17 protein-coding genes are annotated in these 22311 nt (G+C 50.3%); 7 read left to right on the top strand and 10 right to left on the bottom strand.

Annotated elements, in window-relative coordinates:
• Nucleotides 1-157 precede the first annotated feature (157 nt).
• Both ACTJJS_RS02695 and ACTJJS_RS02700 read left to right on the top strand, forming a co-directional pair.
• Nucleotides 158-2218 carry a prolyl oligopeptidase family serine peptidase gene (locus ACTJJS_RS02695; protein WP_440662300.1) on the top strand — a complete coding sequence of 687 codons (2061 nt, stop codon included), beginning with the start codon at nt 158-160 and terminating at the stop codon, nt 2216-2218.
• Nucleotides 2219-2379: 161 nt separating this feature from the next.
• Complete coding sequence (locus ACTJJS_RS02700) at nt 2380-3276, top strand: SDR family oxidoreductase (protein ID WP_168869404.1); 897 nt, start codon at nt 2380-2382, stop codon at nt 3274-3276.
• Between the two features lie 3 nt (nt 3277-3279).
• Here the strand turns inward: ACTJJS_RS02700 and ACTJJS_RS02705 are convergent, their stop codons facing one another.
• The 3 genes from ACTJJS_RS02705 to ACTJJS_RS02715 all read right to left on the bottom strand — a co-directional run bounded on the left by ACTJJS_RS02705 (nt 3280) and on the right by ACTJJS_RS02715 (nt 9134).
• The gene (locus ACTJJS_RS02705) at nt 3280-4236 is read right to left on the bottom strand and encodes a hypothetical protein (RefSeq protein WP_440662301.1); all 957 of its coding nucleotides are present in this window, start codon (nt 4234-4236) and stop codon (nt 3280-3282) included.
• Nucleotides 4237-4350: 114 nt separating this feature from the next.
• Nucleotides 4351-6000: a hypothetical protein gene (locus ACTJJS_RS02710; protein WP_168869402.1), complete on the bottom strand. Its 1650-nt coding sequence runs from the start codon at nt 5998-6000 to the stop codon at nt 4351-4353.
• 53 nt (nt 6001-6053) lie between these two features.
• Nucleotides 6054-9134 carry a tetratricopeptide repeat protein gene (locus ACTJJS_RS02715; RefSeq protein ID WP_440662302.1) on the bottom strand — a complete coding sequence of 1027 codons (3081 nt, stop codon included), beginning with the start codon at nt 9132-9134 and terminating at the stop codon, nt 6054-6056.
• Nucleotides 9135-9366: 232 nt separating this feature from the next.
• Between ACTJJS_RS02715 and ACTJJS_RS02720 the strand changes: the two genes are divergently transcribed.
• From ACTJJS_RS02720 to ACTJJS_RS02735, 4 genes are all read left to right on the top strand, one after another.
• Nucleotides 9367-9786 carry a DoxX family protein gene (locus tag ACTJJS_RS02720; RefSeq protein ID WP_440662303.1) on the top strand — a complete coding sequence of 140 codons (420 nt, stop codon included), beginning with the start codon at nt 9367-9369 and terminating at the stop codon, nt 9784-9786.
• Nucleotides 9787-9839: 53 nt separating this feature from the next.
• Nucleotides 9840-10250, top strand: a complete 411-nt coding sequence (locus ACTJJS_RS02725) for an acyl-CoA thioesterase (protein WP_078672199.1) — start codon at nt 9840-9842, stop codon at nt 10248-10250.
• 120 nt (nt 10251-10370) lie between these two features.
• Nucleotides 10371-11618, top strand: a complete 1248-nt coding sequence (locus ACTJJS_RS02730) for a CinA family nicotinamide mononucleotide deamidase-related protein (protein WP_440662304.1) — start codon at nt 10371-10373, stop codon at nt 11616-11618.
• Nucleotides 11619-11689: 71 nt separating this feature from the next.
• Nucleotides 11690-13030, top strand: coding sequence for a dihydrolipoamide acetyltransferase family protein (locus ACTJJS_RS02735; protein WP_440662305.1), 1341 nt, complete (start codon nt 11690-11692; stop codon nt 13028-13030).
• A gap of 221 nt (nt 13031-13251) precedes the next feature.
• Here the strand turns inward: ACTJJS_RS02735 and ACTJJS_RS02740 are convergent, their stop codons facing one another.
• On the bottom strand, nt 13252-13569 hold the full coding sequence (locus ACTJJS_RS02740) for an RNA recognition motif domain-containing protein (protein WP_078672202.1): 318 nt from the start codon (nt 13567-13569) through the stop codon (nt 13252-13254).
• A gap of 502 nt (nt 13570-14071) precedes the next feature.
• On the opposite strand from ACTJJS_RS02740, the gene ACTJJS_RS02745 reads away from it, so the two are divergent.
• A complete protein-coding gene (locus ACTJJS_RS02745; RefSeq protein WP_168869396.1) occupies nt 14072-14791 on the top strand; it encodes a hypothetical protein in 720 nt (239 codons plus the stop codon).
• A gap of 7 nt (nt 14792-14798) precedes the next feature.
• Here ACTJJS_RS02745 and ACTJJS_RS02750 read toward each other — a convergent pair whose 3' ends face one another.
• The 6 genes from ACTJJS_RS02750 to ACTJJS_RS02775 all read right to left on the bottom strand — a co-directional run bounded on the left by ACTJJS_RS02750 (nt 14799) and on the right by ACTJJS_RS02775 (nt 22303).
• Nucleotides 14799-15419, bottom strand: coding sequence for a DUF4230 domain-containing protein (locus ACTJJS_RS02750; RefSeq protein WP_168869395.1), 621 nt, complete (start codon nt 15417-15419; stop codon nt 14799-14801).
• A gap of 97 nt (nt 15420-15516) precedes the next feature.
• Nucleotides 15517-16020, bottom strand: coding sequence for a cupin domain-containing protein (locus ACTJJS_RS02755; protein ID WP_440662306.1), 504 nt, complete (start codon nt 16018-16020; stop codon nt 15517-15519).
• Nucleotides 16021-16071: 51 nt separating this feature from the next.
• On the bottom strand, nt 16072-16524 hold the full coding sequence (locus ACTJJS_RS02760) for a GNAT family N-acetyltransferase (RefSeq protein WP_440662307.1): 453 nt from the start codon (nt 16522-16524) through the stop codon (nt 16072-16074).
• A 41-nt stretch (nt 16525-16565) separates the two neighbouring features.
• Nucleotides 16566-17387, bottom strand: coding sequence for a helix-turn-helix domain-containing protein (locus ACTJJS_RS02765; RefSeq protein ID WP_440662308.1), 822 nt, complete (start codon nt 17385-17387; stop codon nt 16566-16568).
• 247 nt (nt 17388-17634) lie between these two features.
• Complete coding sequence (locus ACTJJS_RS02770) at nt 17635-20469, bottom strand: prolyl oligopeptidase family serine peptidase (RefSeq protein WP_440662309.1); 2835 nt, start codon at nt 20467-20469, stop codon at nt 17635-17637.
• A gap of 163 nt (nt 20470-20632) precedes the next feature.
• A complete protein-coding gene (locus tag ACTJJS_RS02775) occupies nt 20633-22303 on the bottom strand; it encodes a RagB/SusD family nutrient uptake outer membrane protein (protein ID WP_440662310.1) in 1671 nt (556 codons plus the stop codon).
• Nucleotides 22304-22311: the final 8 nt, after the last annotated feature.

Consider the following 22311-nt stretch of genomic DNA (forward strand, 5'->3'; position numbering starts at 1 on the left):
TTTTGCAATTGTTTTCTAACAGTTATCTTATGAATTAACCTAAATATTTAATTTTAATCAAACAAAGTAGCTAATTTTTTTAAAAAATATAGGCATGTTGAAAAAGACTAATAAGAGTTGGTTGATATTAGGCATGAGTTTAATGACTATGGAAGGTATGGCACAACAAAAAAACTGGCAATATCCGGTAGCTAAAAAAGTAGATACCATTGATGACTACCACGGCACCCGTATCCCTGATCCCTATCGCTGGCTCGAAGATGACCACAGCGCAGAAACAAAAGCCTGGGTGGACGCTGAAAATAAAGTGACCCGGGAGTACCTCGAAGCCATCCCTTTCCGCCCCGCGGTTAAAAAAAGACTGGAAGAGCTCTGGAACTACCCCAAAAACGGCGCGCCGGTTAAACACGGCAATTATTATTACTTCTTTAAAAATGATGGCCTGCAGAACCAGGCCGTCCTGTACCGCAGCACAACACCCGACGGTACCCCGGAAGTATTTATAGATCCTAACAAACTGTCAGCCTCCGGTACTACCGCCCTGGGAGCCCTCACTTTCTCCAAAGACGGGAAATATGCGGCCTACCTGATCGCCAAAGCGGGGTCCGACTGGCAGGAGGCATATGTAATGGACGTGGCCACCCGCCAGTTGCTGTCCGATAAACTGGAATGGATCAAATTCAGTGGCCTCAGCTGGAGAGGCGACGGCTTCTACTACAGCCGCTACGACAAACCGGACGAACAAAGCAAACTGTCCAAAAAGAACGAATTCCAGAAAGTATATTTTCATAAAATCGGCCAGCCACAGGAACAGGACGAGTTGATTTACGTGGCCAAGGAACATCCGCTCCGCAACGCTACTGTCAGCGTAACGGAAGATGAACGTTTTCTCATCCTCTCCACCACGGAAGGCACTTCCGGCAGAGAGCTCTGGTACCGGGATATGCAAAATCCGGCACAGACGTCCTTCTCCCTGCTGGTGAAAGGTTTCGCGAACGAGCCCTCCGTAATTGACAATGACGGCGGCAAACTGCTGGTGCTTACCAACCATCAGGCGCCTAATTATAAAGTGGTGCTGATCGATCCGGCCAGCCCGGCGGAAGCCAACTGGAAACTGATAGTGCCGGAGAAAAAAGAAGTACTGCAGAATGTAGGCAATGCCGGCGGTAAAATGCTGCTGTCATATCTGAAAGATGCTTCTACCCGCGTATATCAATATGATTACAGCGGCCACCTCGAACATGAAGTCAAACTGCCGGGCATTGGTACTGCCAGCGGCTTCGATGGCCGGAAAGAAGACCAGGAGCTGTTCGTTACCTATACCTCTTTCGTAGCGCCGCCAACGATTTACCGCTATGATATCAAAACAGGTAAGATGTCCCTGTTCAACAAAGCGGCGGTAAAATTCAATCCGGACGATTATGAAACCAAACAGGTATTTTTCACCAGTAAAGACGGCACCAAAGTGCCGATGTTCCTGTCTTCCAGGAAAGGCATGAAAAATAACGGCAACAACCCCGTGCTGATCTACGGTTACGGTGGTTTCAATATCGCACAAACACCCGCCTTCAGCGTTTCCAACCTGTACTTTATGGAACAGGGCGGCACCTATGCCGTGGTGGCGCTGCGCGGTGGCAGCGAATATGGCGAAGCATGGCATAAAGCCGGTATGAAGGAAAAGAAACAAAATGTGTTCGATGACTTCATCGGCGCAGCAGAATACCTGGTTAAAACCAAATATACCAATCCCGCTAAAATAGCGATCCGCGGCGGTTCCAACGGCGGCCTGCTGATAGGCGCCTGCATGACGCAACGTCCCGATCTCTTTAAAGTGGCGCTGCCGGCAGTAGGGGTAATGGATATGCTGCGCTTCCAGAAATTCACCATCGGCTGGGCCTGGGCGGTGGAATATGGCAGCAGTGACAACGCAGAGGACTTCAAATACCTGGTGAAATACTCACCGCTGCATAACCTGAAACCCGGTGTTGCTTACCCGGCTACGATGATTACAACTGCTGATCATGACGACCGTGTGGTGCCGGCACACTCCTTTAAGTTTGCCGCCACATTGCAGGCCAGCAACGCAGGCCCCAATCCGATGCTGATCCGCATTGAAACACAGGCAGGCCACGGCGCAGGCAAACCTACGTCCAAACTGATCGACGAGGCAACAGACATGTGGTCTTTCACCATGTATAATCTCGGTATGAAACCCTAGATAATTACGAATTACGGATTACGAATTACGAATTGAGGGTTGTCTTATAGAGCGGTTAATTATTGGCCTTTCTATAAAACAGCCCTCAATTCGTAATTCGTAATCCGTAATTCGTAATTGCTTTTTTCTTATCTTTAAAGACAGCGTACTAATATGGCATTATGAAGGTATTAATTACAGGTAGCAATGGACTGTTGGGACAACATCTGATCCCGGTATTCGTCCAAAACAAGACATACGATGTAATAGCCACAGGCAGAGGTACTAACCGTTCCCCTCAACGCGACCATTACATTTACGAAGCGGCAAACCTGCGGGACGCCGGCAGCGTACAGCAGCTGGTCCAGAAACATCAGCCGGACCTGATCATCCACAGCGGTGCCATGTCACAGGTGGACGACTGCGAGAAAAACAAAGATGCCTGCTGGGATACCAACGTAGGCGCTACCCGTTATCTCGTCAATGCGGCGGAAAAAATAAACGCCTCCTTTATCTTCCTCTCTACAGACTTTGTGTTTGATGGCCTTAGTGGCCCGTATGACGAAGAAGCTCCTGTCAATCCCATCAATTATTATGGTACAAGCAAAGCGGCGGCAGAACGACTGGTGCGTAACAGCAAGCTGTCATGGGCCATCGTGCGTACCGTGCTGGTATACGGCGTGTCCAACGATCCGCATCGCAGTAATATGATCACATGGGTGAAAAACAATCTCCAGCAGGGTAAAAAGATCAAAGTGGTAGACGACCAGTGGCGTACGCCTACCCTGTGCCAGGACCTGGCCACAGGATGCCTGCTGCTGGCAGAAAAGAAAGCAACCGGTACGTTCAATATTTCCGGCAGTGAAGTATTGACACCTTATGATATGGCCCTTAAAACGGCCGAGTATTTTCAGCTGGACACCAGCCTGATTGAAAAGATTAGCTCCAAAAGCCTCGCCCAGCCAGCCGCCCGTCCGGCCAAAACCGGCCTGATCATCGATAAGGCGGTCAGGGAACTGGGATATCATCCGCATACTTTCGCAGAAGGACTGGACATCGTGGCTGCGGAAATCAAATAAGCGCTAGTATTCCAGGTATGCCTTATTGATACCGAACTTACTCCTGTTTTCCTGCAACTCGCTCGTGGTATCTATCGGTAAAGACCTTACCGGTACGGCTACTTTATAAAGATTATCGCGGCGGTACATCACTACATTCTGTTTCCAGCTTTGCCTTTTTACCGCTTTTTTGGCGGCTGAAAGGCTGTCCTGGAACTCCTCCAGCACAACGAAATACGAAATAGAGTCTGACACAGCCGGCATCGCCGCCCGGCTGCTGTCGGGAGCAGGGCTATGTTTGGTGCTGTCTATCGTCACGACCGGTGCAGGGATATTGACAGGCGCCTGACGGCCGATATACCACCAGGCGGCCAGTCCGCCAAGCAGGATCACCGCGCCGGCCACGGCCCACCACCATCTGAAAATACTGCCTTCTGTCACGGCCTCGAGCGTGTTTTCCTCCTCAAGGGTCATCACCGGCTCTACAGCCTCAGCGGACGGCGGCACCGGCACCTCGGCCGGTGTCATGGCAGAAGCAGGGGGAATGGCCGACGGTACGGACGGAACAGCAGGTTCTTCCCGCTGTATCGGCGCAATGGAAATGTCGGCAGGGTCTACCGGCAGCTCTTCCGGATGGAAATGCAGGTTGCCGGCAAAATCGCCCTGTAACTTGCCAATACCGGGTAGTTCCAGCGCCTGCCCGGGTTGCAGGGCATCCCTGAATTCTTCAATGTACTTTTCCAGCTTCCGCTGCGCTACAGCCGGCACCAGGTTCTCTTTCAGGGCTATCCATTCCAGGCAGGAGCCGTCATCCTGCCACGACTGCGTGAAGACCACCTGGTCCCGCGGCGGCAACAACGTTTGTGCGCCGGCGTTATACCTGGCCGGAAAGTGCTGGATGGAAAAGGTGCCAATGTGGGGAACAACGCAAATCCGCTGCCTGAACAATACTTCCTGGATATATTGCTGTAGTATCAACATGAAGAGGTGTTTGTGGTTAATATTCCTATGAAATCACAAAGCAGCAAAGCAGCAAATATCATCTTTGCGTCTTTGCTGCTTCGTCTCTTTGCGAGCAACTAAATTAACTCAAAATCAGAACTTCACCATAATTCCGCCTACGATGTTGAAACCATAGGTAGGATAAAGGTACCAGCGCTGATAATGGGAATTGAATATATTATTGGCGTTCAGCCACAGATTGAAGTTTTTGCCGATATCGTAGGAGGCGCCGGCATTCATGTCCCAGGCGCTGCTCGTTTTGCCGAAATCCTTGTTGGGCAACACGTAATAGCTGCCGCTGAGGGCAAACAGGTCTGCATTCAGGTGCAACTTCTTATTAAACGTGTATTGCAGGAACAGGTCGCCCTGGAAAGGAGGCAGGTGCCAGGGTTTTACTTCAGTGGTCTGCTTGTTATAGTTGTACCAGTCGAAAGTAACCCTTGCCTGGAATTTCTCCTCTTCAATATAACCTACTTCCGCATGCAGCTGGAATGCGCGTAACTGCTCTTCGTTGCGGGTGGTGAAGTATTTGGTGTCTGCTGCGTCGTTCACGAACAGGGGCATATTGTACCACGTAACGGACGCAAACTTCGTGTTGTAGTTGAAGTGCCCGCCCAGCGTACCTTTGATACCGGTATACTTTTCTTCTACGCGCGTATTGAGTATACCGTCCACCAGGCCATTGAGGAACGGATTTTTGTTGGCCAGGTTACGGTAGGAGTTCTTGTCGAAATACGAAATCCAGCCGCTGCTCAGGATCAGCTTTTTGCGTACCAGATGTGATTCGTTCACGATGTCAGGCAGCAGGTAAAACTTATCGTTGGTCCAGGTGGGGTTTACGCCGGCATGCAGCACAAAGCCCGGTTTGATGATGTCTACTGACGGATGGATGGCCACCACATTGTTGTTGATGTTACGACCGTTGTCCTGTTTGTAGGTAGACAGGTCAAAAACACCTTCTGCTTTGATATAGATATCTTCAAATACCTGCTTGCGCACCGGTATTTTAGCGATGAAAGTATTTTCTGTGCGTTTATAGGAATCGTTGAAGGCGATGAACTTCACCGTAGGCTGGAACTGGAACGCCCAGTCGTTTTGCGGGCGGTTTTTAAGTCCCACCTGCGCGGTCAGCGTGTTAAAGGTCTGTGCCACGTCTTTTTTGTCGTATTTCACGCTGTCGTGGTTATAACCGTAGTAATGAACGGTATTGCGGTCATAACCGATGCTGGCGTCCAGCTGCATGGTAGGCAGGAGGTATGAACCGGAAGCCAGCGCATTGAGGTTGCTGTAGTTCTGGTCGGATATTTCCTTGCCTTGCGAGCTGGTGTAATTGACAAACAGGCCATAATTGTACACGTCTTTGCGGCCACTGCCGAAACCTGCCTGTACATATGGTGTTTTATAGTTGCCGTAACCAAGTTTGATAAAATTGTTCTGCAGCATCGACAGGGAGTCTTTGCCCAATGCCAGTGGTTTCAGCGGCGCGGCCTGGTACATGAAGTTCAGGTTGAGGGCCGGCACCTGGTATTTCAGTACGGGCCTGCTGGTGTCCACACCGGGCAGAGAAGCGGTCAGGTTCAGTTTATAGGCGTCACGGAGCTTAGGCTGGTTGGTGGAAATGATATCGATCGTTTCCTGTTTCAGCGGCTCCTGTGCCCATGCCTGCTGATGATGAAGGATGCCTGCAAGGCATATGCCTGCTATGGTAAAAGCGCGTTTGCGATGTATGTTGAGAATATTCATGCTGTCGTAATCTTAAAATCTTAAAATTTGAAAATTTAAAAATTCTCAAATGGCTACGGTTTCTTAGGTTTTTTACCAGCTGCTTTTTCTGCTGCTTCTGCCTGGGCGAACTTTTCTTTTGCTTCGGCTTTCAGCTCCGGAATGGGGCAGTTTTCAGCGATGCTCTGGAAAGTGGCCTTGGCATTGAAGTAGTCCTGCTGACGGAAATACACGTCACCCAGCAGGATATATGATTTAGCCACCCACACATCGTAGGAAGGCGTGTTTTTGATCACATCGAAACCGGCTTTTTCAGCTGCTGCCAGGTCGTTCTGCTGCAGGTAGCAGTCAGCCATATCATAACGGGCTTCTGCACCGGTTTCAGATTTGGTCAGGCCGGCAACGGTTTTGAACTCGGCCAGCGCATTGGCATATTGTTTCGCCTGTTTTTGCGCTTTGCCCAGGTAAAAATGTGCGATGATCTGGTCATCGGTGCTGATGTTGGCCGTAGACAGGAGCATTTCGGCATAGTTGCCTACTTCGTCCCAGTGTTTCAGCTGATAGTTGCTGCGCAGCAGGCCACGGGTGGCGGCGAGGCTGTTTTCCTTGCTGGTGGCCAGGTCCTGTAATTGCAGGTAGTAGCCGCGCGCTTTATCATAGTTTTTGGTTTGATAGAAATTGATGTTGGCCGCCTGCAGGGCTGACCGCTCAGCGTACAGGCTGTTATTGCGGGACAACACAAATTCATATGCCGGCAGCGCGTTCGTATAGTCTTTGTTGTTATAGGAACACTCAGCCTTATAGAAATGGGCGGGCAGAATAAACTGGCCGTTGGGATATTTCTGGATATAGCTGTTGAAAGCGGTGATGGCGCCGGAGCAGTCGTTGTTGGTAAAACGCGCTTCTGCGGCGGCATAAGCCAGCGAGTCTTCTGCGGTGGCAGTAACGGTACGGCCGCTGGCCTTCAGGAAAGCAAGGTAGTCGTCTGTTTTGCCCTGGCCAACGTAGATGGACTTGATGCTTTGCAGCGCTTCGTTGCTTTCCGGTGAACCGGGGAATTTCTCTACTACCTGGCGGTAATAGGAGAGGGCTTTGTTTTCGTTGTCTTTGTTATAGTAGCACAGGCCCAGCTTCAGTAAGGCTCTTGGGGCATTGGCGCCGTTAGGTTGTTTCTGCAGTACGTTTTCCAGGTAGGGAATGGCTTCATTATATTTCTCCTGGGAGAGGTACGTGTTGGCGATTTCCATATCTGTCTGGTTGCCGAAGTCAGAAGTTGGGAATTTGTTGCCCAGTTGCTTCAGCAGGGCCAGTTTATCTGCCTGTTTGCCCTGAAGGCCAAGGATAATGGCTTTCTGGTAAATGGCATAGTCTGCGCCGGGATCATTGTTGGTGATGACACGGTCGTACAGCGCGAGCGCCTTCGGGAACTGGCGCAGCATATAATAACAGTCGGCAGCGCGGAGGGTGGCGTCGTTAGCTATCCTCGTGGCATTGGGGCCGCTGGCTTTCTGTGCTGTTTCAAAATGCGGCAGTGCTTCGGCGTATTTGTCCTGTTTGAGGAGGCTGTAGCCGAGGTTATAGCTGGCGGTCTGTGCATTGGCTTCGCCGGATACCGGCGGCGTGCTGCTCAGATAGGCGTTCAGGTTAGTGATCGCTTTGTCCGTTTTATTCTGGCGCAGGGCTATTTCTGCTTTCCAGAACTGGGCCAGCTGCTTGGTCTGTGCGTCGTAAGGGTTGTTGATGGCGATATCCAGGAGACGGTCGGCTTCTGCCAGCTGCTGGTCGTTGATCAGCTCAGTGGCTCTGCCGTAGGCTATTTTCTGGTACGCTTTCAGCACGGTCGGGTTTTTATCGCCGATCTGCTCGATGGTGGCGAGGCCGTCGCGATAGTTGTTGGTATTCATGAAGAGGCTTACGAGTATTTCGCGGGCTTCTTTGTTATAGGCGGACTGTGGGTACGTCTTCACGAACTGTGTCAGTTCATTGAGGGCGGCGTCCTGGTAGCCCAGCTCATAGGAGAGTTTGCCGTAGTGGAAACGGGAAATTTCCTGTTGCTGTGCGTTGGAGCTGTTGTTGGCGCAGAAGGCGAAGGCGTTGCGGGCGTTGGCTTTCTGGCCGGTACGCAGGTAGCAGTCGCCCAGCAGGTACATGGAGTTCTGTCCCAGAGAGTCTTTGGAGCTGCTCAGCTGTTTGAACCCGCTGATGGCCTTGTTCAGGTTACCGGTCTGATAGTAGGAATAAGACAACTGATAAATGTCTTCATTGCGTACTTCGTCGGCGTTGTCCTGGAATTCCTGTAACAGGGGCAGGGCTTTTTTATAGTCTTTACGTTCGAAGTAAGCTTTACCGAGCAGCTGTTTCATCTCTGCTTCGTAGTACTGGCCGCCCTGGCGCAGCAGTGGCTCGGTGTACGAGATCAGCTGGTCATGTTTGCCCTGGAAGTAGTAGATCTCGGCGATGTAGTAAGGCACAATGTTTTTGTACTTCGGATCTTCCACCACCTTCTGGAAGCTGTTGAGCGCTTCTCCGTACTGATGGTTGTAGTAGGAGATAAAGCCATAGTAGTAGTTGGCCGGCACATAGTACTTGCCCTGTATTTCCCGGATGCCGGCAAACAGGGGCTGTGCTTTCTGAAAGTCTTTGACGTTGAAATAGCAATAAGCCAGTTCAAACTTCGCTTCTGCTATTTCCGCGTTGGAAAGGTTGTCGATGCTGGCTTTTTCGTATAACGGTATCGCGTCTTTGAACTTGTTCTGGTGGAAATAATATTTGGCCAGCTGGTAGCTTACCAGTTGCTCGCGGGCGTTGTTATTGAATATTTTAAGGTATTCCAGCGCTATTTTTTCCGCATTGTCCTGCCCCAGTTTGAGGGCGCATACAGTGTAATAATAATAGGCGTCGGACTTTACCAGGTCGCGGTTGGTTTCATGGAAATAATCGATGTTGTCGATCGTTTGCTTGAAAAGCTGCATGGATACGCTGTACTTTTCCTGCTGGAAGTACTGTTGTGCATCTTTGAACACTTTTTCCGGATCGGTATAAATACGCGTCTGCTGCGCATGGGCAGCGGGCATCCCTGCGATACCTGCGCCGGCGAAAGTCAGCATGGATAAGTACAGATGTCCTGGAATAAAAACTTTTCTTATGAAATGCATGCTTTAGCTGTTATATCTTGAATTATGCGTTTTAAACGAATTCCTGCCGGAAAATATTTTCCCGTCAGGTATTATCGGAACAGTATCAGGGACACAAACCAGGCAAATATAAAAGTAATATCCTTTCTTTTCGGATCGGTTTTCCAACAATGTGGATAACTCCGGCTGTCTGGAAAAGGCTATTGCGCTATATTGCGGCAAATAAATTTATAGCGCAAAAACCTTACCTGTTATGAGAAAACTATTCTCAACCGGCTACACTGGCGGTGCTGTGAGCTTCTCCATGCTGATATTGCGGCTTATGTTCGGCGGCCTGTTGTTATTGCACGGATGGCCAAAACTGATCAATTTTGCTGCCAAAATGAATTCTTTCCCTGATCCTTTGGGCGTAGGGCATAAATTTTCTTTGGGGATGACCGTTTTTGCAGAAGTTTTCTGTTCTGTTTTACTGATGATGGGATTGCTGACCAGGCTGGCCGCAGTGCCCCTGGTGATCTGCATGTCAGTGATCGTGGGAATGGTACACCGGTCAGACCTGATGGGTTTTAACTTCGATAAGATCGAACTGCCTTTGATGTACCTGACTGGTTTCCTGGTGGTCCTGTTTACCGGGCCCGGTAAGTTTTCCATCGATGGCGCACTGGGCAAATAATCGTGGAGCGGTCTTTGTACGACCAGCTTTTTATATAAAAATCGGAAGCAATCATGTTTAGCAGTATAACGACGATCAGGGTAAGATACGGGGAAACGGACCAGATGGGATATCTCTATTACGGTAACTACGGCCTGTATTACGAAGTAGGCAGGGCGGAAGCCATCAGGGAACTGGGCTTCAGCTACCGTGAACTGGAAGAGCAGGGCGTGATCATGCCGGTAGCGGAACTAAATGTAAAATACCTTCGCCCGGCGTACTATGACGACCTGATAACGGTGAAGACTATATTAAAAGAACTGCCGAAAAGTTCCCGCATACAATTTCATAGTGAACTGTACAACGAAAAAGGGGAGTTGCTCAACGTAGGTGTGACCACACTGGTGTTCATCGATGTGAAAACCAAACAGAAAGCAGGCCTGCCGGAAGCACTGAAAGAACGGCTGGAACCTTTTTTTAATTAGAAATTACGAATTACGAATTACGAATGAAGGGTTTTCTTATTGAGCGGCTGTTAAATAACCGTTCCATAAAACAGCCCTTAATCCGTAATTCGTAATTCGTAATTCGTAATTCCTTGAGTTATGAGCAAAATAACCGCCAGCATCATTACCATTGGTGATGAACTGCTGATAGGACAAACGATTGATACCAATTCCGCCTGGATGGCACAGGAACTCAATGCATTAGGTATCTGGGTACATCGGCGTTTAGCCATTGGCGATGTACGGGAAGACATCCTGTCCAACCTCGCCAAAGAAGCTGAACTGTCTGATATCGTACTGATTACCGGAGGATTGGGGCCTACGGCCGATGATATCACCAAACCCACGCTCTGCGAATACTTCCAGACCCGGCTGGTGCAGGATGCAGCCACACTGCAACGGGTGCTGCATATCTTCGAAAGCCGCGGCCTGCCGATACTGGAACGTAATGTGGCCCAGGCCCTGGTACCTGAGTCCTGTACAGTGATTGCCAACGAGAGAGGCACCGCCCCCGGCATGTGGTTCGAAAAAGACGGGAAGATTTATGTGTCTATGCCCGGTGTGCCGCACGAAATGAAAGGCATCATGGAAAGTTACGTGCTGCCTCAGCTGGCGGCACATTTTAATACCCCTGCGGTAGTACACCGTACGCTGATCACCTCTGGTATGGGGGAATCATTTGTAGCGGAAAGGCTGACAGCTTTTGAAGCAAAACTGCCGCCGCATATCAAACTGGCTTACCTGCCCAGCTATAGCCTGCTGAAACTGCGACTTACCGCCTTCGGTGCGGACAAAGTGACCTCCGCAGCTGAACTGACAGGCTATTTCCATGAACTGATGGCGTTATTGCCGGATATCACCGTCACTGATCAGGACATCAGCATCGGAGAGGTGCTGGGGCAGCTGCTGAAAGAAAGAGGAAAGACGGTAGGCACCGCTGAAAGCTGTACCGGTGGACAAATATCCACCTGGATCACGGCCGTTCCCGGTAGCTCCGCCTATTACAAAGGCAGCGCCATTACCTACGCCAATGAGATGAAAATGAAGCTGTTGGGCGTAAAAGCAGAGACATTGCAGACCTATGGGGCCGTAAGTGAGGAAACCGTGAAGGAAATGCTGGTCGGCGCCCTGCAACTGCTGGAAACAGATTATGCCATAGCCGTATCCGGTATCATGGGCCCCGACGGCGGCACCCCGGAAAAGCCGGTCGGCACCGTATGGGTGGCCGTTGGCAGCCGGGAGAAAATGACAGCCATCAAATACCATCTGCGGTACGACCGGGAACGGAATACCCAGATGACCGCCGTGTATGCGATGAACGAGCTGCGTAAGCTCATTTTGGAATAAGCCGCAGCACCGACTGACTGAATTGATACAATTCCCTTATTTTTGTCCACACTAAAGCTAAAAACAATCTTATGGCCATTGTAGAATTGGTAATGCCAAAAATGGGAGAAAGCATCATGGAAGCCACCATTTTGCGTTGGCATAAAAAGACGGGCGATCACGTAAAAGTGGATGAAACCGTGTTGGAAATTGCTACGGACAAAGTGGACAGCGAAGTCCCCTCGATTGCAGAAGGGGTGATCGCCGAAGTACTCTTCAAGGAAAATGATGTGGTACCGGTGGGCACTGTGATAGCCCGTATCAATACCAATGCCGATGCAGCGGCCAATACTGCACCTGTACCTGAAACACCAGTAGCGGCCTCAGAGCCTAAGTTTACCGCTGCCGCTGTACCATCTGCTGCACCCGTTGCAGCTGCCGCCGCCCCTGCACCTGCTGCCGGCGGTGCCAGATTCTATTCCCCGCTCGTGCTCACCATTGCGCAACAGGAAGGCGTTAGCTTCGCCGACCTGGAGAGGATTCCCGGCTCCGGCAGCGATGGCCGCGTGACCAAAAAGGATATCCTGCAATATGTGGCAGACCGTAAGGAAGGCAAGGTGGTCCCCGACGTAACACCTGTTGCGGAAACTGCCGCCACTCCTGCTACCGCTGTACGTAACACGCCGGCAGTAACCACTACCGTTGCTTCCCCTACCTATAATGGCAACGTGGAAATCGTGGAAATGGACCGCATGCGCAAACTGATCGCCAACCACATGGTGATGAGCAAACAAACCAGCCCGCACGTGACCAGCTTCGCAGAAGCCGATGTGACCAACATGGTGAAATGGCGCGATCGCATGAAAGGTGAATTCGAAAAAAGAGAAGGCGAAAAACTCACGTTCACACCACTGTTCATAGAAGCCATCGTGAAATGTATCAAACGTTTCCCGCTGATCAACTGCTCCCTCGACGGTGATAAAATCATTATCAAAAAAGATATCAATATCGGTATGGCCACTGCCTTACCTTCCGGTAACCTGATCGTGCCCGTGATTAAAAACGCAGACATGCTCAACCTGACTGGCCTCAGCAAACAGGTCAACGGCCTGGCCAATGCTGCCCGTCAGAACAAACTGAAACCGGAAGACACGCAGTCCGGTACCTTCACCCTCACCAACGTTGGCACTTTCGGCAGCCTGATGGGAACCCCCATCATCAACCAGCCGCAGGTGGCCATCCTGGCTGTCGGCGCTATCAAGAAACGCCCCGTGGTCGTGGAAACCGAACAGGGCGACTCTATCGCTATCCGCCATATGATGTACCTGTCCATGTCCTACGATCACCGTATCGTGGACGGCTCCCTGGGCGCTACTTTCCTGACTGCTGTGGCTCAGGAACTCGAAAATTTCGATCCGAAACGGACCATTTAGGGATTTTTGATTTACGATTTTGGAATTTCTTAAATCATCTGAGCAAATATAAAATAGAAGACGGGCGCGATATTATCGCGCCCGTCTTCTATTTTATATCTTACTTTAACCATTCGCTTAGATGGTCCACGAAATTCCAAAATCGTAAATCAAAAAATTCCCAAATAAAAAGAGGCGCTCGTGAAAGCGCCTCTTCAATTCCTTTGTGCCCGAATAAGGGATTAGTAACGACGGTCACGGGAGCCATATCCTCCTCCGCCACCACGATTACCACCACCTTTGAAATTATTATTCGGCTGTTTAGGTCTTGCTTCGTTTACCATTAATTGCTTGCCTTCTATCTCGCTGCCGTTTAAACTATCCATAGCCTTGGCTCCTTCTTCCTGATTAGGCATTTCCACAAAACCGAAACCACGAGAGCGGCCTGTTTCATGGTCTTTGATAACCTTAGCGGAGGTAACCTCTCCATAATCGCTGAAAATCTGATGGAGATCCTCATCGGTCAACCTATAGTGCAGGTTGGCTACGTAAATGTTCATGATAACTGAAATTAAAAAAATGAAAAATAATATACTGAAGTTATGAAATAAACATCAATAAAGTGGTGAAGGTTAAAAAATATTTCCGGCGGGTACCGGCCAGTTATTGCTTAATCATGCTGAAACCCTTTACAGCAAAGCATGTAAGGCATTTTTATTTTGTAGGAATAGTTTGCGGTTTATCATAGAATAATGTTATTTATTGTTTTTATTTTTCATATGAATGAGGCGCTGAATCATGTTCGCCACCCCTTTTTATGCCAGTCATTTCGGTTGACTGGACCGCGGTTTTACTGCTTTACGCTGCTTTTTATTGTTTGGGCCGCTTTTGCCTGCTTCACCGCACCGGGATAAATTGACGATGCGGTGGCCGGATAAAACGGTATGGCATATGTATGACATTCGCGACAGACAAAGCCGCATCGGGAAGTGCGGCGGAAGAGCCTTGTGTTTTGTCCTCTTTTTTTCGTAAATTAATAGTAACCGTTAAATTCACTTTTTTATGGGAACAACGCTGAGCGAAACCTGGTTTGCGGATGGCTATATTGATTTTGAACTGAAGAAATACACCCTGTTGTCCTACCTGCAGGAGATACACCGGGCCTTTAACCAAAACAAGCTATACCCCCAGCTGGCTGATATCATCTACCATTTTAACAATCTCCGGGCTTTCAGGGAAAACAAACAACTGATGGAACAACAGTTCCCCAAACGGTTGACCGGCATCGACCTGGAGAAACTGATGCTGCTGTACGAAAAAGTAAGTGAAGATGATGAGCTGATGCAGGAACTGGAAGAAATCATCGGATACGCCCTGTCTGCTATGAACGACACGATCCGCGACGGAACGGAGATTTACGAGTTTGTGCAGGACAAACTGCGGATTTCACCAGTGGGGCTGGTGCCGCTGGAAAATACATCGGGTTACCTGCTGCTGTGTGACGGGCGTTACAGCGATACGCTGGTATACAGCTATCACCTCACCATTTTTGAACGGCATGATGAACAGTACCGGGGCATCCGTACGGAATACCTGGAAGCGTACACGAAAGACCTGGTGCACACTTGCGAACACATCAAAACAATCCTGCTCAGGAAAAATAAGGCGTCTAACCCGGCGGTATATTGTGTGGAAACGCCCCTGGTATTGCCGGTCAACGAGACGCTGCTGCCGGTGGCAAAACGCAGCCTGGTGCGGTATATAGCCCTTAACGCCGCCTGATGCCTGATCAATTGAGCGGTGGGGTGGCCGTGGCGGCGCCATCAAACTGTACTTCAAGGGTATGGTCTTTCAGGAAGGGGGCGTAATACTGCTCCATTACCTTGCGGATCTTGTCTTTGGACTGCTGTATATACAACTGGTTATTTTCCAGCTGGCTGCGGGAGGTCTGGTACAGCTTTTTCTGCACGGCCGTATAGGTTTCGTCGTCCTGGAAGAGGAGCCAGCCCTTGCGGTTGGCCGTTTCCATTTTGTCTACCTTCAGCTCGTAGCTCATTAGCTTAGGCGCCGGCAAGTGAACAATGATCTTTTTATTGCTGACTTCCACCTTAAAATGTTTTTCGTCGATATTCACCCCGTATTTTGCCTGATAGGGGATAGTGACCCATACGGTGTTTTCCAGGAAAGCCTTCTTCAGATTATCGCTCCACCCGCCGCTGTCTTCAATGTTACTGCGTTTGATGCTGGCGGAGCCTTGTACGTCCAGGCTGGCCAGTTCGGCGATTTCCTTTACAATAGTGCTGTTGGAGATCACCTGCTCGCTGACATTGGAGGAACCAAAACGTTTGCCCAGCCAGAAAAGCAGCACGGCCAGCAGCAGAAAAGCAACAATATAGAGGATCTTCTTCATGAGGATGGTTTGATAAAAACAGGCAATATCTTACCTGGTCCGGCTGTAAATTAATAAAAAGCCGGAGTATAATGTGCGTTTAGGCGTTAACGTTAGATTAACGGGTAAGGCTGTCAATCAGCGATGCATGTTGTGGATAGGCAGCCTGTAAGGTGGTTTTGTCTGCCAGCTCAAAATCGGCGAAGTCGAAGCCGGGTGCTACGGTACAGCCGGTGAGCGCATACCCGCCGGGCACTTCCACGCGGGAGGCAAACCAATTGCCGGCGCAGATGATCACCTGCAGGCTCTCGCCGTTTTGAATATCCCGCCCCAGCTTGTGTGCCCGGAGCTGCCCGCCCGGCTCAATCTCATAGATGGTAAGGGTTTGGCCGTCATAGAAATGCCAGATCTCATCAGCGGCAATGCGGTGAAAAGCGGAAAACTGTCCTTCTTCCAGTAAAAAATAAATACAGGTAGACGCGTTCCGGTTTCCTCCCATGCCGGCCGGCAGGGTGCTCATGTCCAGCATCCACTCAGAACGGTATGTTTCGAGAAAGGCGCCGCCTTCCACGTGTGGTTGTAATTTTAATTGATCTCGCCAGTGGGCTGCGGAATATTGCATATAGCACCAGATTATCGGGGTAATATAATAAAAAGAATAGTTGTCGGACTGTTATTTCGTATAAGCGTTCGGGTTATGACGCTGCATAAACTTTTCCGGATTAGGCACTTCTGTGAAGCCGAACTGCCGGTATAATTCGTGTGCATCCTGTGTTACCAGCAGCCATCTCCGCAGGGTTTGCAGCTCGGGGTGCTCCAGTATGGCGCGCATCAGCAGTTTGGAAAGACCTTTGCCCCGGTAGGCAGGTATTACAAACACATCGGCCAGGTAGGCGAAAGAAGCCAGGTCGGTGATCAGCCTGGCAAATCCTATCTGCCGGTCGCGATAGTATAATCCAAAACATAAAGATCCTGCCAGTGTTTTTTCCACAACACTGACAGGAATATCTTTTGCCCAGTATGATTCTTTTGCCAGGAAATCGTGTATAACACTGATGTCCAGCCTTGATTTGTCAGTTGAAACAGTATAGTCTCCGTCTTTAACGAGGTAAATGGTAGTTGCCATAGTCAGTAACATTGAGCGTTACTAAATGTAGGCAATTTTTTCTAACTCGCTACTGCCACCTGTTGCATGGCCGGTGCCGGCATATGCGCGATAGTGGCCGGCGCATTATACCAGGACGGCATTTCGCCGTTGAACTGCAAATGGTCCTGTATGAACATCGCCAGGTTATAGTAGGCCGTGGCCGGCATCTGCCACTGTGCCATATCTGTTTGTTGCAACGCATTCCGGAAACGGACCATGCGGGCAAATAACTGTGGCGGCATGCCTATTACCCGGTTGAACAACCGCTCCAACGTGGGACGGGACAACTGAAACGCCTTCGCCAGTTCTTCCACGCTCACATTACCCTGACGGGCCAGCAGGTAATCGGCCATCTCGTCTGCCTGCTTCAGGCAGGGGGCATCACTTTGCAATACCTGTTGAAATGTCTCGTTCAGCACAACGGTGATCTCCTGCGGGTCGCGAAGCTGCTGAAGGCGGCTTCCCAGTTGTGACCAAACTGCGTTCTCATGCAGGTCCAGGTTGCGGTAGTAATTGGTGAAAGACTCACCATCAATGCCCAGCATACGGTAGCAGCCGTAGGCGTTCAGTTGCACAACTGTCATCCGCACCGGGCCGCTCACCTGCAGCTGACAGGCGCTGGTAAAATGACCGGTCACAGCATGACAAGGCAGCGTAAAGGCCGCATGGCCTGCCGGCTTTATCACCGCTGTCCCTTCCGGGATAAATACCATGTACTGGTCGCCCAGCGTAAATAAATGCTGCGGTAACTGTATCTGGCTGCGGGAATCATCTTCCCAGTAATAAAACTGTTTAACGAACGGACGCAAAGCATCTCCGGGATGGCAGATATGGAAGTTCATAGGTACTAAAATGTGGTGTTAGTGGATATCGCTATCGCTGCAAATCACACCATACGCTAAAGTGGCGATTATTCATTGTAAATATATGTTTTTTGTTAAATATTAGGAATTTTTTGATGTTTTAATTTGGAGAGTCAGGGAGCTGTAAGCAAAAAAAAAGACCGAAGCGATTGGTATTTAGTCGCTTCGGTCTTTATCTCTGTAATCCACGGGAATCAAAAAATCCGTCAATCAAAAAATCCCTGAATTATTTCACATCAAAGCCCCAGTTAATGCCTTTCTCCGTGGCAGGAACACCGGACTCGAGCCACTGTGGCGCAGGAGCGCCTTTCAGGAAGTGGTCGAAGAACTGTTGTTCGCGGCGTTGGATGTCTTTACGGTTCTGGCGTTGTACGAGGTTATGCGCTTCGTTGTTGTAGTTCAGCAGCCATACAGGTTTGCCAAGGCGGCGTAAGCCGGTGAACATTTCAATGCCCTGGTACCAGGGAACGGCGCCGTCGGCGTCATTGGCCATAATAGCAACTGGCGTATTCACTTTCGGCAGATTAAACAGCGGAGAGTTCTGGATGTACAGCTCCGGTTTGTCCCACAGGGTGGCGCCGATACGGCTCTGGGTGTGTTCATACTGGAACTGGCGGTTCATACCGCTTTCCCAGCGAATACCGCCGTATGCGCTGGTCATATTGGCAACCGGCGCTCCGGCCCATGCTGCCTTGAAAAGATTGGTCTGCGTGATCAGGAAAGCTACCTGGTAGCCACCCCAGCTCTGGCCCTGTATCCCCATGTTTTTGCCGTCTACCCATGGTTGTTTGGCAAGATCTTCGGCGGCGCTCACGATATAATCGTAGGCGCTTTTGCCCGGGTAACCGTTTTCATACCTGATATCCGGTGCAAACACCAGGTAGCCACGGCTGACAAAGAAGGAGATATTCAGACGCGAAGGCGTAGGTGCCGGCGCCTGGTAGTTGTAAAGCCCGTCGGTCAGTATCTCATAGAAATAAAAAATAACCGGGTATTTTTTGTTCGGATCGAAATCCTCTGGCTTATAGAGAATACCTTCTGATGGTTTGCCGGTGAAGGTGGTCCACTTATACAGGGAGGCGGTGCCCCAGTTGTATTCCTGCTGTTGCGGGTTGGTATTGCTGATTTTTACCGCTTTGTTCAACTCGCCGGTATATACATTGGGCGATTCTGTATAACTGGCACGGGTATACGTATATGCGTTGGCATCTTTCGCTTTCACCAGGTCCAGGTAGCTGTTGGGGCCCAGTACCAGCTGTTGCGGCCTGCGCAGCTTTTCATTTTTTGCCTGTAATTGCAGGGAGTAGAAACCGTTGTATTTGCTGCTGTCCTGGAAGGCACTGAGCACCAGCAGATCGCCGGGATTGTAAAACTTCTGTTCTTCGTCCAGCTTCAGGACGCGGAAACGGGTTTTCTCCTGGCGGCCTTTGCCAAAGGTGATCATGGCAGGTGCTTTTTTGCCGGTGGGATCTACTTCCCAGATATCGTAACGGTCATAGAGGTATACAAACTTGTCGTTGTTGAGCCATCCTGCAATGCCGTATGGTTCCGGTACGTCGGGATGGTCATCTTCTTCATCAAACAGTTTGGTCGGAATGTTTTTTGTGATGTTGACTACAGTGCCGGTGGCATTATGATAGGTGGAATATTGTTTGTCCACCAGGTCGTACCACAGGATATACTGGCCATTGGGAGAGATGGAATAGAAGCCATCCAGTTTCTCTTTGATTTTTTTGCGGGAACCATCTTCCAGGTTGATCAGATAGCCTGTTTTGAGGGTACGGCCTATCCATTGCAGCTGAATGCGGTCGCCTTTATCGGTGTAACCGAGGGCGTAGCGGCCATTGCCTTCTGCGGGGATGACCACGTTCTCCAGGTCCTGATCGCCCAGCTGGAGGATACGTTTGGAGCCGGGATAATATACGGCAGCATAGTTCCTTTTCAGTTCCTTGTCTGCGTTTTTGAGCTGCATGGGTTGCAGGTAGTCATCTTTATAGTTCCAGATATCTACTTTGGCCACTTCAAAATCCACGATGCTGGTATCTTTTACCGGCAGGATGGGAGCGGTGCCAAAGAACAGGCGTTGCCCGTCTTTGCTGAACCAGATCAGGCTGTTGGAGCTGATGGTCCAGCGGGAGGGAATGCCGCTGCTGTTTTTATCGGCTGCGGTAATGGCGCTGTCCTGTCCGGGTTTATAATAAAACAGCTGGTAGAACTGTTGGAGGGATTTAGCGCTGTCGCGGGTACCGAAATAGGCGGCCTGTTCTCCCTTGTCATCGAAGGCGAATTGTTTGTAATCGCCATAGCCGCGGCTGAGCGTATCTGCCTTGCGGTTGGCGGTATGCCACAGCAGTACGCCGGAGCGGGACAGGGAGTCTTTTTTCTCCGAAGTGATTTCTATCAGGAGGTTATTACCTGGTTTGCTGAACACATATTCCGCTACGTTTTTAACGGAGTCCTGGCTGCCGTCTTTCAGTTGACGGATAACGAGGGTACCGTTTTCATTTTTATCGCTGCCACTTTTATCATCATCAGCACGGTCGTCATCGGCAGTTTTGGTAGTGGTTTTGCCTTTGGCTTTTGCGCTGTCGGCGGCTGGTTTTTCTACCAGGTATGCGAGCCATCCGCTGCCTTTGGCGGGTGTTTTAAAGGATTTGATGCCTGGGAATTTCTGCAGGTCGCCGGTGGCGAGGGTAACGATGCCCATGGAATCTTTCGGCATTTCGGCCGGTTTTTTCTTTTTGATGCGGGCTTCGCGGCTGTCTTTAAACAGCGGTTTAATGCTGAATATCACATGCCGGGAATCGTTGGTGATCACCGGGCTGCTGCCACGGGCAATGGTACGGGACTGGCCTGTTTTACGGTCGTAGATGACCAGGGAACCGTCTCCTTCCTGCAGGGCGACGGTATACACCACCCATTGTCCATCGTTGCTGATCAGTTTAGTGCCGATATTTTGCCAGCTGTCGTACACGGAGTGGTCCAGCGGCTTTTTGGCAGGTTGTTGGGCATAAGCAAAAGAGGCCCCCAGCAGGGGAAGGGCCAGTAACATATTTCTCATGGTCACAAAGTATAAATTTTTTGGGCAAAAGTGCCAAAGACTTTTACCAGCGGCGGGCGGCAGACATAGAACGCAAAAGCCCCCTGACCAATGGCTGGCCAGGGGGCTTTCGCGTTTTTGTTGTTTCGATTTATCTCATATGCAGATCACACGATAGAGAAAATTACCAGCCCGGGTTCTGGGTCAGCCTTCCTGCAGGATAGAGGGAAATCTGTCCGCTGGGGATAGGCTGGAGGTAGTTTTTCGGGTCGGAGAACACGCGGGAAACGGTAGGGGCATATACCAGGATATAGCCGTTGGCATCGCGGTCGAGTGTTTGTCCGGCCGGAGGAGGCGGCACTTTGGCGCCTTTGGCGATGTCCGGGTTGGTAGTGGTGTTCAGGTTAGCGCCTAAAGCCCAGCGCATCAGGTCATGATACCGGAAACCGTCCAGCATCAGTTCCACCCTTCTTTCTCTTCTTACTTCCCAGATCAGCGGGGAAACATTGATTTTATTGGCCGGGTCATTGAATGCGGTGCCATTCACACCTACCTGCTGTTCAGAGCCGAGGTATTGCAGCGGGGCCACACCGGCCCTTGCACGCAGTTTGTTCACGGATTTGTCCAGGTCAGCCTGGCTGAAAGTATATTTACCCATGTTGTTCAGTTCAGCTGCGGCTTCTGCGTAGTTGAGCAGCACTTCTGCCAGCCAGAACAGCGGAGCGTCGGTATCGTTGTAAGGCGCTACCACGTTGGCTACCAGCGGGTTCAGGAATTTAGCCGGACGATAGCCGGTGCTGCTTTGTCTGCCAGCCACCAGGTTGGTTTTGTAGCACAACACGGTGTCGATGGATTGCAGCAGGCGTTTGTCCCTGTTGGCCCGGGTATTCTGGATGTTGTCATCGCCTTTATAGAGCGGGGACAGGCTGATAGGCAGCCCGTCGGTGCAAACGAAAGACTCGATCGCGTTTTTGTTGATGCCAGACATGGTGGTACTGCTGGTCAGGTACCCGATCAGGGAATGAGTCAGGTAGCTGGGCAGATATTTTTTGTACAGCAACACTTCCTTGCTGGTAGACAGGTCGATGGAGTTGTATGTGGTGGTGTAGTCTGTATTCAACACATACGGACCGGCGATCAGCTTTTCAGCGGCATCTTTGGCGGCCAGCAGGAACTTGTCGGCGCCTTGCAGTCCTACGGCGGTGTGGTATTTACGCCAGGTACCTTCGTACAGGCATATGCGTGACTTCAGTGCCAGCGCAATGTACTGGTTGATGGTATTGTCCTGGTCTTTTACCCGGAGGTTGGTGATAGCGAAATCCAGATCGTTAAGGACACTGTCCATCACCTGGGTGCGGGGATCGCGGCCCTTGTAGATGTAGTTGCTGTCGCTGATGTCCATGGAATGTCCCAGCCAGGGAACATCGCCAAATTCTCTCACCAGGTTGTAGTAGGCCAGTGCACGGAAAAAACGGGCCACGCCTTTCCAGTGGTTTTTGGCTTCATCGGCCATCTGTACGCGGTCAGCCCTTTCCAGCAGAATATTGGCTTTACGCACGTAAGAGAAGTCCCATTTGGAATTGCTGGTGGGTATGTTGATGGTCAGCGGCTGGATGGTGGGCGCTGCCTGGTCATCAGACAGGGTGGTGAAGTAAAAATCACCGGTACCGTTGCCATTGCCATATCCCGGGAACATCTCATAAAAAGACCAGCAATAAACGCGGACGTTGTCTTCTGTCCGCCAGAAATTATTGTCGTCAAAGGTGTCTGGCAGTCCTTTGTCAACATATTTCTTGCAACCTACTGTTGCAATGATCATCAATAATATAACGGGTATATATATACGCTTTGTCATGTGCTGCT

Source organism: Chitinophaga sp. 22308, assembly GCF_052045305.1.
In the GTDB taxonomy this organism is placed as follows: Bacteria; Bacteroidota; Bacteroidia; order Chitinophagales; family Chitinophagaceae; genus Chitinophaga; species Chitinophaga varians_A.